This window comes from Proteus sp. FME41, assembly GCF_014897315.1.
Taxonomy (GTDB): domain Bacteria; phylum Pseudomonadota; class Gammaproteobacteria; order Enterobacterales; family Enterobacteriaceae; genus Proteus.
Genome location: NZ_JABUYL010000001.1, coordinates 191,622 through 207,366, shown reverse-complemented (window position 1 = coordinate 207,366; position 15,745 = coordinate 191,622). Strand labels below are relative to the sequence as shown.

Below are 15,745 nucleotides of genomic sequence, written 5' to 3'. Positions count from 1 at the left end.
AGGGCAGATCATCATTTTCTGTTATAAATGCTAAATTGGACCATCGGTCAGGTAACGATAAGGAATGATAGGTGTGTTTGCCACCGCACGCATGCCCACTGCAATAACCTCACTTTCTCGTTCAATATCGAGATACATTGCATGGCGACCGGCTTTTATTGTTAGCGTCCAATTAACACCGTCTAAATTGACGGATAAGCGCTGGTTTGGTATGGCTTTTAAAGGAACAGTTTTCATTAGAAGCTCCAATCACCATCCGCGATACGAGTTGCAACAGAGCCTTTTTTCTTAGTCTCAGCATCCGCTTCTTTTGTTTGCACATTCCCCCGATTTACCGTTGATGATTGTGACGGCTTTTGTGTTGAACGAGGCGGTAATTCTCCATACTCAGGCTCAACAGTGCGCCACTCAACAAACCTTAGGGACATCTTTATAGCATCAATCATGTCGGGTATTTCATCATGATTAAAACCCGTTAATAACATCGGTTGGTAAGTTTTAACTCGGGTTTGAATACCGACAAGTTTGTGTTCATCAAAAACTTGTTGCATCGATGAGAAGATGTTTTTTATTTCCCCTGTTAGCACTAAATCCATACCAATTTCGATGGGATTAATAATCACATGATCACTACGAGTTTCACCGCTTTCAACTTGAAACTGTGTCGCTTTATGCTCATCTCTGATGTTGATTTGAATTGGATTAACGCTATCAAACAGTGTAGAAAACGACTCTAAATCAAAGATTTTGACTTCTGTTATCATTTTGCTACTCCCGTTGAGTTTTGCTGATTAAAATCGGCTAGCTGATCTTGCAATGCATCTTTTGCGCCCGATGCCATACCCTGCGCATCTGTGGCTTGAGTTTCAACCTTAATTTCTCCAATGCTTATGTTACTTTCATGTTTCACATTGGATTGATTACTAATAGCTTGGCTTGTAATCGGGTTCATCGCATTGTTGGCAATCGCATCTAACTGTGCATTGGCTTGAGCAAGAGATTGTCTAACCGGTGGCTGTTGTGCTGTTTTGCTTTCTTCTTGAGGTATCGCATATTCAATATCACCATTATCATTGACTTTACGTTCTACGTTTTGAGTGACAGTGATTTCTTCATCATCACCGAAACCGAAAAACTCTTTAGCCGATTTCCAACCATTTTTAACCGCATCAAGTCCCGTATTTACCCAACCAATGATTTTTTTAACTTGCTCCCACATCCATTCAAACGCTCCCACAACGGCATCCGTCACCGTAGTAAAAACACCCGCAAAAGACTTACCCCATCCTGCAATCACTGAAATACAATTGATGAGAAACTTAACATACGCTTTTAAGCCTGATGCCATTAGATCCCAGCCGGCAACAACAATATCCGCCACAACACCAACGATAACTTTTAGATATTCAAAGAGCTTTTTGAATGTTTCCCACAATGTAAGAATAACAATTTTCAATCGTGGATATTTTTCAAGAATACGCCCAATCATCGAATCGTTACCGTCGATAAAGTTCATGATGTCGTCATAAACAATCGCAAATGCCATAGCTAAAAGCGCAATAATGGCAATAATAGCGATAATTGGCCATGTTGCTGCAAGTGTTGCTGATGCAGCAGCTATCATTGGAGGGACGTAATAAAGTGCTACGGCCAAACCAACAGCTGAGAAAAAACCTATCAATAAGTTTTTATTCTCTTTGCAGAAAGAGATAAATTTAGTTAACCAGCCTAACCCCTTCGATAAAGCAGGGATCACCATCTCTAGAAAGGAATTCTTTAATACGCCTGATGTTTGTTGAAACTTAGACATGGCTGTATTGAATTTAATCGAACTTTCAATACTCTCTTTGCTAATTCCTGAATATTCTTTTTGAATACCCATTGTGCGCTCTAGTTCTTTGCGCCCCTTCATCATTAACTCAATGGTTTTATCGTCCGATACTCCCATACCTTCCAGCGTTTTCTTCGCTTTATCAAAGCTCATACCTTGAACTTTGTCCGCTGTCTGAAGCACTTTTTCCATTGAGTCTTTAGTGTTGCCAAACGCATTGGCCATAGCGGATAAATCGGCTTGTGCGGACTCTATAGAACCGCCCAATTCAGCCATTGCACCAGAAAATGCATCAACGTCTGCGGTCGCAACGCCGATCTGTTTACCCAACTTATCCAGCGTTTCAATCTCTTGAGAACGAGAAACGGATTCAGCAAAAATACTACCAATACTCATGACAATGCCAACGGCACCTAGCGCCTTTGTCGCAAATCCTGCAACCGAGCTTCCAGCTTCTTTATACTTTGCCTCTGTTTCTGAAAGTTCTTTTTGTAAGTGATCTTGAGCCTTTGATTCCTCGTCAGTGGTTTTAATCCCTTTTGTACACATTGTTTCAATAAACTGCGTATAGTCGGCATTTAATGCAGTGAGAATGGCTTCAATGGCTTTCTTTCCCTCCCTGTTCTTTTTCTCTGCATTAGTGAGTGTGCTTAACTCATTATTCAAAGCCAGTAATTCATCTTGCATCTGTTGATATTGTGCATTTAACGCGTCAGATGAAACATTGCTGTCATTCATCCCTTGTGATAGCTCATCACGTTGAATATCAAGCAAACTCATTGATGATTTCAGCTCATCAATTTTAGATGTTACAGACGTTATTTTTTCTGGTATGTCATTACTATTAAGATCAAGAGTAATTTCACTATCAGGAATATTTGATATCTGAGAAATAATCGTTTGAATAAATCCACTAAATTTATTTTCAGTGTTATTTAATCCATTTTGAATGCTTTCAATTTCAGAGATTAAATTTGAAGAAATATCGGCACTATCACCCGTTGATAAAATTGTTTCCTTTAAGCTTTTCAGCTCTTTTATTGTCGACGCTATTTTTTGTTGTGCTTCACTTGTATTGATATCTATTTCAAGAGAATCATCTAATTGAATATTTCCGATATTATCGATAACGCTTTGAATAACATTAGTTATTTCATCTGCGTTTGTGTTTGCACTTTCTTTAATGCGTTCTATTTCAGCAATGATGTTATTAGCAACTCCTGATGTGTCACTATTAACATGAATATCGACTGAGTTTGATGATAACTCTGTCAATTGAGCTGATAAGTTTTGAATAAATTGAGTAAACCCATCAGCTCCCATTGTTGCCGATTGTTGCGCTTTTTTCATCTCAGCAATAATGTCATCTGTCGATTTACTGACTCGATTAAAAGCATCATCAGCTTGTTGAGTATCAAACTCAAACACTTGTACAAACGTATCTAACAGCGACATGATTAACTATCCTTTCGATGAAGCCAGCGCTTCGTTATAGCGATTAGTAATTGCGATCTCCCACAAATCAAACGCCTCTTCTAAATCTATTGACGTTTTGAGTTCTGTGAGCGTGGCGAAACCGGCTGAGATGATGACGGCAAAGAATCCATCAGCGTTTTTATAATCGACGGGAGTGAACCGGTTATTTTGTTGAGCAGGAATTGGAGGAAACCTTGGCTCCCGTCTTTGCCGAAAAAACTGGTGTTATACTTCAGCATTTCGAGTTCAAGACGGATCAATGCTTCTCCATCGGGCACATGATTATCAATCAGAGTGCTAGTTTTTAAGTAAACTTCTTGCCCTTCTTTTTCTACTGCAACGTAAGCTATCATTTTGAGCATGGCTTCTTTGCTGACTTCATAATCACCAATTTTGGGCGCATTTGATAAAGGGTATTTAGCGAGAATTTCACGCCCAATCGTTGCCGGTAATCGGCTAATAATAAAAGTGTGCTCTTCACGGTCAGCATCGGTGATCGTAATTTCTTTCGGTTTAATCAACATGATTGATATCCATAAAAAAAGGCGGAAGAACCGCCTTGAATTAACGTGCGCGAGTGCGGTCGAAGTCTTGGAACACAAACGTGTATTGCTTTGATTTGTGGCGTCCTGCACTGGCAACAGAACTACCGCGACTGCCATTTGTAATTTTCCCGTTACGCGCAGTAGTCGTTGAACCATCTCCGTATGAGGCAACCATTGTGATAATGTCGCCTGCATGACGTTGTCCGCGACGAGCAGTATTAGAGTCAAGCAAGATAGCGAGATTTTCATCTTCTTCGCTACCGGCTAAAACATTAATCGTCACCGTTTGAGGCGTAGGCGCTGACCAACTGACTAGATTGCCATTGATGTCCATACCAGTTTGCGCAATATCGACAGCTGGCAAATCTAATGGATCGGCATCATCAGCGAACGTTGTTATTTGAATACCGGTTGGAAATGTTTTGTGTGCTTGAATAACAATACTCAAGCCGGTTGCTGATACATCATTCATATTGTGTTCCTTACACTAAGTTGTGAGAGCCTTCGACTTTACGAACCCAGTCGCCCTTACCGTAAATTAATACATATTTCATCACGTACTCGGGCAAATCAGATGGGCCTGTGCTTTCGACAATTTGAGCGTTGTACCAATAACCCTTGTTTTGTACATCATGCCATGCCAAATCATCACCAGAAGCGTCTGTCACCGCGATTTTTTGAACATCAGTTAAGGTTTTACCAGCCAAAATGGTGCCGTTATTAATCGCCTTAGTTACCGCCCCTGCAATCACCATCATTGCTCGTGCTTCACCGTCTTTATTGGCAGGAACTCCACGTGTGGCCATTAACAAACTAAACCACTGTTGTGAGATATAGGCCTTTAACCATTGCTCGTTAGCATGGACACTCATATCTAATGGGTTAGCAATACCACCACATAAAAAACCACGTTGATAGAAACTAATATGTGAACCCGATACCGCCGTTTCTCCGTAATAGTTCACCCGTAGTTTATCTAAGCGATCAGCGTCAATATCGGTCGTGATTTGCGATGGGAACGTGACACCAAATTGACGGTACATATAGTTTGTCGTCGCATTGGTTCGGTCATAATCCGTGGCTGACATAATGGCCATAGGCAACGCATGAACAAAGAATTTATCCGCTGTTCTCAGGTTTAAGGCTGTTGAAGCCGTTCCCACCAACGCTCCACTAAAATCTTCAGCATTTTTGTTAGTCACAGATAAATGAAGTTGGTACTTCACGTTTTCACCCGCAACATACTGCGCCAGCTCTACTGCATGTTCTAATGAGAGTTCCGTTAAAAACGTTGCGCTACCAAATGAGTCTGAAATTGCTTCAGATGTGATGAACGCTTGCAATGGAGTCTGAGCAGGATTACCGGCTGATGATGTGCCATGGCTAATATTCATTGCATCAGCAAGCACTGATTGACGCACGCTAATATCAGCACGCTCTTGTACGCCACCGCTAATAACAAAAGCGCTGTCTAGGGAATTAAACGTGACATACGCGCTAGAAAACTGAGGTTCATTTTCTGCATTCAATTTCGCTTGCACAGCTGTCGCAACATCCGCATATGATGTGCTTTCAGTAAGATCAATTCCTGTGATTGTTTTTGTCACTTTTCCAATGGTGATATTGAGTTCACCATCATTAATCAATTTTAAATCGGCTAAATCCCCCGTTTTGTTGCCAAATAAGGTCGGAGCTCGACCAACGGGCTCATAAGATGCAATTTGCAATTCTTTGGGCTTGCTTGCTGGTGCTGGGCTGACATAGCTGAAATACTGTCGTGCAAAATGTGCCTCGGGTGAATCAGCACCCAATAAGTCATCGACTTGGCCACTGGCAAATTCAAGCACTTTACCTGCAGGGATTTTAGGATTAGTTGAAAAAATACGAGCCGTGAGCTTGCGCATCGGTACAGCAGACGCGCCAATCACCGCACTCGCGATATCGACATAGCGAGTTTGTTTGATAGACATAACGTTCCTTAAATACGATAAATATCGGGATACAACGCACTCACGGCGTCAGTATCAGGATGAAGTGTGCGATTAAATGTCACATTGAAATCAAATGAGGGGTTTTGTTCGTAGTTGCCCTGGTCATTCAGAAAATAAGGCGTTCGAATACCGGTTGCACGTTGAATGCCAATACCTTGTTTCCGAAGTGCCTCAACAAACGGTAATGAATTGGCGATCATTCTGACAATCGCGGTAATATCCTTGGCTGTATAATTGCCTAATTGCGTCACGAACGCTTGAACTTGGTACGTATTTTCTGATAACTGGTTTTCTTGGTGATTGGCTTTATTGCCTTGAACATTATATTTTCGCCCTTGCCAGCCGTGGCCGTTTTCATTAATGGGAAAAAACATCACCATATTATCTTCACGACCTTGCTTTGTAGATTGGAAACCGGCTTTAACAGGGATCTCAATACCGACTTCTTTTAACTGCAACAAGAGTTGCTTACGAATTGCGACATCAACATCATAATCCGTCATAAGTGCCCGCCTCGATACAGATCACCGATTTCCAGCCATCTTGTTCGTACCAGTCTGCATCACCCACTACGTCATATTTACGACCATTGAACACCAGAAAATCAGGAGATGTACCACGTTGAACGGCTTTAATATCATGAGAAGTATATAAGCGCCGGTACACTTGGCTTGTATCTAACCCCATTGATTGAACATCTTGAGTATCAACGGCCTGCCAACTTCCACGAACTTCTACGGGATCGTAATAGTAATTCTGGTCATTCCCTCTAGCATCAGGCCCACGCTCCTTAAATCGAAACCAAAGCACCTTTTGCTGGGGAATATAACGTGAAGCGATACGGTTTAAGTTACCAAACATTATTTATCCTCCACTGCGAAACTAACCGCTTGAAGCATTTGGCCAGTATCGACTAACGGCTTATCGGTGGCTTTGCCTTTGCTATGTCGACGAGCTCTTGCTTTGACCGTTGACTCCTCCAGCGCTGGGGTGGTGACTGCTTTTATTGCCATTTTCACATCGCCCGCAACCGTCGCACCAATTTGAGTCAGTCCATTATCCAGCGTGATATTGCCCTTAATAGAGGCTTTCACAGCACGAAAAATTAACTGACTATAATCCTGCTTTTTATCATTCATGGTCGGTCTTAAAAATGGGCGAGGAGGAATGCCACCAGCGGGATAGCCCAACTCTTGAATAGAAGCAACATAAGCAATAGGTGTTCCATCGGGGTACTTTGAATGCTCAAAGAAGCCAACACTTAATCGCTTTTTAGCCAATTCATCGTAAACCGCTTTTAATTGTGCTAATTTAGTCATTAACGTAATCGCCCTCCTCGCGTAAATCGCCCTCCTACACCCCGAAAAGCTGAACGCTCACCGCCACCACCAAAATATTGAGGAACGCTACAACGCTTAATCAGTGCTAGAAACTGCTGGCCAAAAGTTGTCATTTTAAACCAGTGCGACCAGTCCGAACCGGCAGGGGGTGCCGTAAATGACACGCTCACCTTATCAATGGTTACACTCGTCACCACACCGGTGGGCGACTCATCATCAGCAATCATTTTTCTGAGTGTTAGCATGTGTGCAACAACGAGCATCCACAGCTCGTTAGTACAAACACCCTTACAGGCAGAGAAATAGTTCAACGCAGATTGAGCAATGATAAATATTTCATCATCACCCACAGAGTTAAACTGCGGATAGAGCACACGGAATGACGTTAAAGGGAATGTGCTCGTATCCATAATCACTTACCTTTTTTGTTGGCTTTAGGAACATCTAACTTTTCAGCCTCTAACGATTCAGGAGTGTCAGGGGCTGATTGGTCGCTAGCTTCCATATCAGTGGCAACTTTTTCGGGATCTTCTTTGCGATGCTCAACTGTAATAAAGCCATTCTCACAATGAAGCTTAAAAACGTGATTTTCTTTGAGCTGTTTATATTGCTCATCAGTAATTTCTGTCACACGGCCACGCGGTGTGTACATGTGTTTAGTCATCACGTTAGCTTGGCCAGCAATAAACACTTTCCCGTCTTTTACCGTATAGTTCTGGTCATTTGATAAGGTGCAATATGCGTAAAGAGGCATGGAGTGCTCTCCTATTGTTTAGATATAAAAAAGCCCTCAAATGAGGGCGCAAAAAGAGAAGTGGTAAGATTAAATGCCGGTTAAGCGTGTCACCGCCCACGGACGAGTTACAAACACACCCGCTGTCGCATTGGTCGCATCTTCCATATACCCTTTAATTTGATTGAGTGAACCTAATAACTGGTATTTCACAGGCACGACTTGAAGGATCACCGCACTGGTTGCCGTTGAGCCATCATCAATGCTATCTGCGAACATATAGGCCACATCAGCCCCACCATTTGCGCCAACAAATTCAGGAGAGAAAACCAGACGCATATTTGGATAGTTTTCATTTATCCATTGTTTGACTGTTTCACCACGTGCCACCGGATTAGCCACATTCAGTGCAGAACGAAAGCCCAACGGCAATGTTAAGGTAATTGGCGTATCATCTTTGATAATACCGCCAGAACTCGTTTCAATACGCGAGAACATATCGGTAATATCGGCAGTAATATCCGCAAAGGTTCCGCCTTTCCATTTACCCTTTGCGGTTTCATAGGCGGGCAAATTAGGCTCATTCATCAAACCAAAGACGCGCGTTTCAGGGCTATTAAACCCGTAGTAACCCACGCGCTCACGCCCTTGCTCTAATGATTCAGTCACTGAATTGCGCTTTTCTTCCATCGCAACAAAGCCTGCAGACGATTGGCGTGCTTCTTCTAATTTCCCCACTTGGAAACCCAATTCGAAACGGACAAGACCACGGCGCTCTTGGTCTTGCGCATAAGACGCTAATGGTACATTGGTATGGTCACCATAAAGCTCTGCTTTACCAGTTGGCGTTGCGACATTCAGAATAATTTCTTCATCATGCCACTCACCCGCATTGACAATACCGGTGATTTCATCCAGTACACGCACGCGCGTTGCGGTACGAATGACACCCGGTAAAACGTGTTGCAACATTTCGCGTTGAATTAAGCCCCCCTGCATTGCACCACCGCTAATCGCGGAGTCCATCGCAGAAAAACCACCAAAGCCGATTTGCGCTAATTCACCGTATGTCCATTTCTGATCAGGGTTAATATTCAGTTGTCCATGTTTTTTGACATCACGGCCAGACATGTGAAATTTAATGTTACTAACTGGCATTACTCACCTTCCTTTGGAGACACTGGATATGGGATTTCTGTTAAACGAATAATGCCCAAATGAGCACTCTCTGTAGATTCAAGGTGTCGGCTGATATAACCAATAACACGATCACCAGCATTAATTGTTGCTTTAGACGATAACGAGCCGTCAGCTTCATCGAACACAACCGGTGCGTTGATTTTTCCTGCCACTTCTTTTAGTTCAACGAAAACTTCACCCATTGTCAGGAATTCGCCCTGTGTGCCGTTAAGAGCAAATTTTTTCTCGATACGATAGGCTTTAGGGTTAATCATGATCCCAGCAAATGCGCCTTTACCACCTACCTGAACGGATTCCACTGAATCATCGTTGTAGGTATACGCGCGACCGAAAATATTTAGCTCTTCATCCGCTGAACTAAGAATGGCTGAAACAGCGCGAATAGGGCCTGCATGACTAATTTCACCGACAACACCAGAAATTAGCCCATTTGCTACTGAATTAGGAATTGCCATTATTTCTCCCCCCATTTATCCATAATTGATTTATTGCTCACTGCAGAGTCCATTGTTGAACTCGGTTTTTGAGAGTCAGGAATACGCCCTTGCATCCAAGCATCGAGGGCGATCGCTTCGGCGCCCTTACTGCATTGAATACCCAGTTTTTCAACACCGTACTCTGCGACTTGTTGTTGAGTCATAGCAGAGTGGTCAAACACACCAATGAACGGCGTTAACTTATGTGCTAACGAATCACGCACACCGATTTGTTTGAGTAACTCACCAGTATCCATTACCGGTTTTGCTTTCTCTAATCGCTTAACTTTACGTTTTAGAGATGCCATTTCATCCATTGCGGTAATGCTACTATTCAGGCGTTTTAAACGACGATGGAGGCCATCAGTAGTTGCTTGATCAAGATGCTCTTTGGCTTCTTCAATCGCTTCAACTGCAGTTTCAATCGCAATTTCGGCTTTCTCAACTGCCTCGGGTTCGCCAGTTCCCGCCTCTTCTGTGGCGACTTCGGCTTTTTCCACCGCTTCTTCCGCTTTCTGCTCTTCGTCAGGGTCTGAATCAGTTGAAGGTTTATCTTTATCGTCTGGTTCATCGTCTGTCGCAGGCTTAGCGCTGGTAATTGCTTCTTTGATAATGGCTTTTAACGCTTCCAATTGCTCAGGCGTAAAGGCACCTTCATCAGTAGTTGGTTTGTCTTTGTTTTCATTTTCAGGATTCATGCGAATAAGTTCCTTTGTGTCTATGGTAATAACGGAATGGTCTTGCACAGCAACATCAGCGCCAGTGCGCCCTTCATCAACTAACGCAAGATGGTTGGCTCTAATATGCCGTTGTATGGCGTCATAACGTTCACCGTTAAATTCGCCTGGTGTGAAATCGTAAACACAGCGATAACCAGGAGATAATTCAATTTTTCCTCCATCAATTTGGCTAATCGCTGAATTAGAAAGGATTTTGATATTGCCTCTGAGGTAGGGGTATTCAAAATAAACCCGCTCCCCGATGACTCCTTGTATCCCCTTTTTTTCTGCAGGTGTGCCGTCTTTCCCTAACATTTCATGCTCATCAACAAAGGGCATTAATTTGAAAGAGTTAATTGTCTCTGTGCTGGCTAGTTCTTCTTGCGGGCGATACACCTTATAAATTTTGTCGGGTATTGGTGCACCAATTTCACACCCCAAATAATCAAAAACCCCAACTTTAGAGATGGGGTTATCTTTTACTTCCAGCCAGCCGTTTAAATCATATTGTCGCTTTGTCATGTCTCCTCACCAAAATCAATAACCGGTGTCCAGAAGCATTTACAGTTTGGCAACTGTCCGGGCAATCCTCGCTCTCCCGTTTTGGGATCAATAATTGGTGGGTTATCTAAATCGAATACTTCACCATCCAATTTAATATGCCATTCACGAGGTTCTGCACCCCCACCAGAGTGATGCCAAACTGCCTTACGAATACCAGCAGATTTCATACGTTCATAGTTAACCGCCGTTGTAATCTTTCGCGTTTGATCAACTGCGATAAAACTCGCTCTTTTTTCTAGCTTTTCCTTTTCTATATCAATAAGCGGTTTCACTTCATCAAATAACGTTTTAGCGCCTTCACCACCTTGGCTAATAGAGAGTAAGGCAACACTTTCAATACGTTGATGAAATTGCAGTGGAATAGATTTAATGAGTGATACGTTTTCAGCCGTAGAGGCAATGATTTTATCTTTCAGAGCTTCAGGCATATTAGGGGTTTTGATAGTGATCCCCCCTGACAGCTGTTTGAGAGAATCATCTAAATTACGCTTTGCGCCTATATCGACTTGAGAAACAAACTTATCCGCAATCTCTGAGGACTTTTGCTTAAAAATACTATCCCATTTACGTTTTAGCCGGTTCAACCAGATACGTGTTTGACTGGCAAAACTAGCATCCATCGTAAAACCCTCAAAGTCGTCATTTAATTCACTAAACACTTTTTCATAGTCTTTAATCATTGAATTAATGAGTCGTGACATGTCACATTGATAACGACTAGAGGGAGCTACTGAATACTGCAGGGGCTTCCCTTTCATTACTGCTTGGCGAGAGGTTGCCCATTGCGCTCGCTTCGTTTGTACTCGTATTCGCCTCGACATAATCTGCCTCGTTCACTTCAATGCCGTAATAGCTGGATGCTTTATCGCTGGCTAGTTTCTTACGAATATCTAGCCCATCAATGGCCCCTGTTGTTGCATAGGCTGAATCGGCTTGTGCTTGCTTAAGCTCAATATCTGCACTCTCAACAGCCGTTGGGCTATCAAGTGGTGCCCATGTGATAGAGATTTCTGTCACGGGTAAATCTTCGCTACGCATTAACATGTCGTAATGACGCTGTAATAGCTCTTCAAGGTCGTTTGATTGAATACTTTCAAGCTCTTCGCGGTAATTGGCTTCTTCGTATTCCCCCGTTGAATTAAAGCCTTTCGGTGTAGTACCTAATAGCTTTGTTGCTGGTACATTGGAAGCCGATGCCACCAGCTGATATTGCGTCATGATTGTTGCATCTAAATCCGCTAATGAGGTGTCGAATTGCTGAACGACATCTTCTTTGCCTACTGTCTGAACACCGTAATTATCTCTCGTTTCAATGAAATCAAGAATATTTTGGCGAATAGTCAGTTCATCCATCCCTTCAATATCTGCCATGCCAATCGTCAGTAAGCGCTTGGTCATTGCCAGTTGTGGTGCTTCATTCGCTGTGCGTTCTGAGGCATAGACTCGCTCATAAATGCGTTCTGGCACTGATACACCAAAATAGTTGTAAAGTGGCTTAAGCACGTTAGGTACAGGGAATGGTACAAACTTAATAAAGTGAGACTTGTGATATTTACGCCCACCGATCACATAATAAGTAGGCTCGTAGAAATCCATGCTGGCAGGATCTTGAACATTGGCATCCGTTAAATCAGCCGTTACCCATTGTGGGTCAATCTGTTTAATTCCCTTGTACATGCCTTTGGTCACGCCATCGATATTAAACGGGTTTTCATACCACTCTTTCGGGTTTGATGTCTCAACAACAAATAACGCTAAACGACCGCCGTATACTCTCCCAAAGTGAACCAGCTCTTTCAGTTGGTGTGTAATACGGTATTTTTTATCACGTTTGCGGAGCTTTTTGCTGATAGCGCGATCATCGTCGTTATCACAATCAATATCGTAACCCTGACGTATCGCATCACGCGCGGGCATATTGCAGGCTTTATCCACCAGCCAATGTTTGGCGATAACCGCACACATATTGTTACCGATAAACATTTGTGAGGCATACCAAGAAGCCTGTGACTCCGGCACACCGTAAACCTGCTCACCTTTAAATGAGGGAACATAACTATCAATGCTATCCATTGCGACGCCATTGATTGTAGGCTGGGGTAAGTCCAATCCTTTAAAGTCATTATCAGGAACCAGTGAAGAATATAAATGCGTTGAGAACGCAGACCGTTTGGGTGCTTTTCTTATTTCAATTTTTTTCTTACTAAATGGCCACATACTAAGTCCTCTTACGAGAGAAGAAACCGCCTTTTTTCTTCTGGTATAAATCACGTAGTGCCTGCGTCATCGCATCCACTGTGTCGTCATGGCCAGCAAATGGGAATGTGGTAATTTCCTCCACAGTTTCCACAATCCACGGTGCAATGTCTTTGTGGGGGAGCCACACATTTCCAGCCTCCCATTCAGCAGTACACGCATGGGCACGAGCAACCTTGCTACCATCTGGCTCGACGGGAATTAACCCTGATATGGTTGATTTGAGAGAGTCGATTACAGCAGGGCCATTAGCTTTGTCTTCCACCAACTTACGTCGCCCTTCAGGGAATTTTTCAGCTAACCATTTCACCGACTTTAAGGTTTCAGTAAAACTCATGCGCTTTCTAATTTGATACAGTAGATAAGCATTTGCATCTTTCTTGCCCCATACCTGCCCCACCACATAGTCAGTACCGTCACTATCTTTAAAGGTCATATCCCAACTATGAATAACCGTATCGAATTTTTCAGGTAGGTCTTTCGGTAAGTAATACTGAGCAAATTCTTCGTGGAAGATTTGACCATCACCCGGCTTAGGTTTTTGTTGGTACATGGCAGACCAGAAGTAATCACCGAGGATTGCTTTTGTCTCAAGAAGTTTATCAAGAGGGTGTAACTCAGGAACAAGCGCCTCATTCTTATCGTTGATAGCAGGAAACGTTAATACTTGCGTCTCTGGTGCAATATCTTTTAATCGTCCAGATAAGTCATCAGTAGCCCACCGAGTGGCCATGATGATTTCACCGCTATATTTAGAGAGACGCGTTTTAAACGTAGAAACGTACCAATTCCATATCGACTTTTTAGTCGTTGGACTCAAGGCTTCTTTTGAGTTCTTTATTGGGTCATCAATAATACCGAGATCAACTTTCTTACCTGTTAATGGCCCACCTACACCAGCACAAACATAACTGCCTTTGTGGTTAACAATATCAAACTCGTCAGAATTACGTTTAACCGCAATACCGTTTTCAGGCTTATTGCCTAACCAGCTTTTAGGAAATAGCGCACGATATTCATCGGACATCATAATTCGCTGAACATCTGTATTCATATCCCCAGCTAAATCTGAGGAGTACGATAATGCCCCAACGCGCATATTTGGGTATTTACCAAAGAAATAGGCTGGCAAATAGCGAGAAACAATATCAGACTTACCATGCTGAGGGGGCGCACTTAAAATTAACTTAGGGCGTTCGCCCTTCATCATATTTTCAATAAATATATCTAGCGCATTACACACCGTTTCTGAAAAGTGGCTTGTAATGTATTCATGGTTTATATACTGAATAAATTCATGCAAACTACGCCTAGCTATCTCTCTCCTGACCTCTTCATCAAACAAGTCGAAATTGACATCCATAGAGATACCTAAAGTGACAAAAACAACCCTTTCATACCGTAATTGGCACGAAATGATTTTCATGTTTTTGATAACAATTGATTAACAATAAAAAAGAGATTAAACAGAAAGAAAATTGTTACTTTTAGCGGTTTAGGTTGTGTTTTTAGTTGAGTTCAAAAGTGAAGGGGCGCATTAGAACCATTATGTTAAATAGAGCTACTTTTCACCCTTTTTTCTCAATTGAAGTAGTTGCTCGAAACTAAGGTGACTTAAATCTATTCCTGTTGTTTGAATAGGCCCACCATCGGCACCAGTTAATTCCGTCTTGTTCTTCAGCATACCTAAATGCTGTGCAACCATCTTAAGCGCTTCATCTTGATTACGAGTGATAACCTCAACACCAAACTTACCTTCTTTCACTCCCGCAAATACTCGACGAGCTGGCCCTGTTAAATCACGCGTATCATGAAAATGCGCACGACCAACACCAGCACCGTTACAGCGCGGACAATCAGGATTTGGATCTAATGTTTCATCGTAACCATAGCCACCCACATCTTGTGGAGGAGGTTTCTTTGCTACGACTGCTTTTTTAGTAGCATCTTCAAATTCTATTGAGTCACACCACTGATAATTGAAACCAAAGCCCCAGCAATGACGACAACATAATCGACGGTATTCAGTCAGCTCGTTAACGTCTGCTGTTGCAATATCCCACCACATTTTTAATACAGCGTCTTGGGTTATCTCTGTTCTGCGTTCCCGTTCTGCTAATGCGTCAGTGATTGCTCGTGAAACCTTAGCATTTCTTAGCATGCGAGTAGCATTGACATAAGCTGTATTTCCTTCGCCTTTATAGCCAGCTCGCTTATATGCTCCCGTTCGATTTAAGTCGATGAGGTATTCACTAACAAATTTAACCTGTTGTTCAGTTAGCCCGTAATTGCGCAGACTAAACGTGTTTTCATCATCGTGCGCATTACTGGATTCATTACTATGCGCAGTTGGTATATCACTATTGCGCATTGGCTCTTTTGCGCATTCTTTTTTCTGCGCAGTGCGCAATTTCTTGTGCGCAGTTTTTTGCGCATTCTGCGCACTGGATATTTTGATATATCGTCGGGCTGTTGAGTAGTTCAGTTCCTTTAGTTCACACCACTCTTTAGGGGATATTCCTGTTATAGCATGTTCGGCGAGGAACTGTTGTTGTAGCATCCCCCAATCCGGTTTTGCCATTGTGTTTATCTCCTTTGCCTATTAAAAAGCCCA

At 42.6% G+C, this 15,745-nt stretch carries 18 protein-coding genes; all 18 read right to left on the bottom strand.

Annotation, left to right across the window (positions count from 1 at the left end; all coding sequences use genetic code 11):
• Positions 1-30 precede the first annotated feature (30 nt).
• On the bottom strand, positions 31-237 hold the full coding sequence (locus INT04_RS00980; protein WP_226893904.1) for a hypothetical protein: 207 nt from the start codon (positions 235-237) through the stop codon (positions 31-33).
• A complete protein-coding gene (locus INT04_RS00975) occupies positions 237-764 on the bottom strand; it encodes a phage baseplate protein (protein ID WP_193014300.1) in 528 nt (175 codons plus the stop codon). Before INT04_RS00975 ends, INT04_RS00980 begins: the two co-directional genes overlap by 1 nt.
• Entirely contained in the window at positions 761-3,286 is a 2,526-nt protein-coding gene (locus INT04_RS00970) for a hypothetical protein (protein WP_193014299.1), read from the bottom strand. The genes INT04_RS00975 and INT04_RS00970 overlap by 4 nt, the downstream gene beginning before the upstream one ends.
• An 86-nt stretch (positions 3,287-3,372) precedes the next feature.
• On the bottom strand, positions 3,373-3,831 hold the full coding sequence (locus INT04_RS00965) for a hypothetical protein (protein WP_193014590.1): 459 nt from the start codon (positions 3,829-3,831) through the stop codon (positions 3,373-3,375).
• Positions 3,832-3,871: 40 nt separating this feature from the next.
• The gene (locus INT04_RS00960; RefSeq protein WP_193014298.1) at positions 3,872-4,324 is read right to left on the bottom strand and encodes a phage tail fiber protein; all 453 of its coding nucleotides are present in this window, start codon (positions 4,322-4,324) and stop codon (positions 3,872-3,874) included.
• Between the two features lie 10 nt (positions 4,325-4,334).
• Positions 4,335-5,822: a DUF3383 domain-containing protein gene (locus INT04_RS00955; RefSeq protein ID WP_193014297.1), complete on the bottom strand. Its 1,488-nt coding sequence runs from the start codon at positions 5,820-5,822 to the stop codon at positions 4,335-4,337.
• A gap of 8 nt (positions 5,823-5,830) precedes the next feature.
• Positions 5,831-6,346 (bottom strand): phage gateway protein, encoded by a 516-nt coding sequence (locus INT04_RS00950; protein ID WP_193014296.1) that lies wholly within the window; start codon positions 6,344-6,346, stop codon positions 5,831-5,833.
• Positions 6,333-6,704 (bottom strand): phage collar protein, encoded by a 372-nt coding sequence (locus tag INT04_RS00945; RefSeq protein WP_193014295.1) that lies wholly within the window; start codon positions 6,702-6,704, stop codon positions 6,333-6,335. Before INT04_RS00945 ends, INT04_RS00950 begins: the two co-directional genes overlap by 14 nt.
• On the bottom strand, positions 6,704-7,162 hold the full coding sequence (locus tag INT04_RS00940; protein ID WP_193014294.1) for a hypothetical protein: 459 nt from the start codon (positions 7,160-7,162) through the stop codon (positions 6,704-6,706). Before INT04_RS00940 ends, INT04_RS00945 begins: the two co-directional genes overlap by 1 nt.
• The gene (locus INT04_RS00935; protein ID WP_193014293.1) at positions 7,162-7,593 is read right to left on the bottom strand and encodes a DUF4054 domain-containing protein; all 432 of its coding nucleotides are present in this window, start codon (positions 7,591-7,593) and stop codon (positions 7,162-7,164) included. Before INT04_RS00935 ends, INT04_RS00940 begins: the two co-directional genes overlap by 1 nt.
• A gap of 2 nt (positions 7,594-7,595) precedes the next feature.
• Positions 7,596-7,937 (bottom strand): hypothetical protein, encoded by a 342-nt coding sequence (locus INT04_RS00930; RefSeq protein ID WP_193014292.1) that lies wholly within the window; start codon positions 7,935-7,937, stop codon positions 7,596-7,598.
• 69 nt (positions 7,938-8,006) lie between these two features.
• Positions 8,007-9,074, bottom strand: a complete 1,068-nt coding sequence (locus INT04_RS00925; protein ID WP_036937879.1) for a major capsid family protein — start codon at positions 9,072-9,074, stop codon at positions 8,007-8,009.
• On the bottom strand, positions 9,074-9,571 hold the full coding sequence (locus INT04_RS00920) for a phage minor capsid protein (protein ID WP_193014291.1): 498 nt from the start codon (positions 9,569-9,571) through the stop codon (positions 9,074-9,076). The genes INT04_RS00925 and INT04_RS00920 overlap by 1 nt, the downstream gene beginning before the upstream one ends.
• Positions 9,571-10,833: a DUF2213 domain-containing protein gene (locus INT04_RS00915; protein WP_193014290.1), complete on the bottom strand. Its 1,263-nt coding sequence runs from the start codon at positions 10,831-10,833 to the stop codon at positions 9,571-9,573. Before INT04_RS00915 ends, INT04_RS00920 begins: the two co-directional genes overlap by 1 nt.
• Positions 10,830-11,555 (bottom strand): phage minor head protein, encoded by a 726-nt coding sequence (locus INT04_RS00910; protein ID WP_193014589.1) that lies wholly within the window; start codon positions 11,553-11,555, stop codon positions 10,830-10,832. Before INT04_RS00910 ends, INT04_RS00915 begins: the two co-directional genes overlap by 4 nt.
• 37 nt (positions 11,556-11,592) lie before the next feature.
• On the bottom strand, positions 11,593-13,092 hold the full coding sequence (locus tag INT04_RS00905; protein ID WP_193014289.1) for a DUF1073 domain-containing protein: 1,500 nt from the start codon (positions 13,090-13,092) through the stop codon (positions 11,593-11,595).
• 1 nt (position 13,093) lies between these two features.
• On the bottom strand, positions 13,094-14,494 hold the full coding sequence (gene terL / locus INT04_RS00900) for a phage terminase large subunit (protein ID WP_193014588.1): 1,401 nt from the start codon (positions 14,492-14,494) through the stop codon (positions 13,094-13,096).
• Between the two features lie 198 nt (positions 14,495-14,692).
• A complete protein-coding gene (locus INT04_RS00895) occupies positions 14,693-15,712 on the bottom strand; it encodes a terminase small subunit (protein WP_193014288.1) in 1,020 nt (339 codons plus the stop codon).
• Positions 15,713-15,745 lie beyond the last annotated feature (33 nt).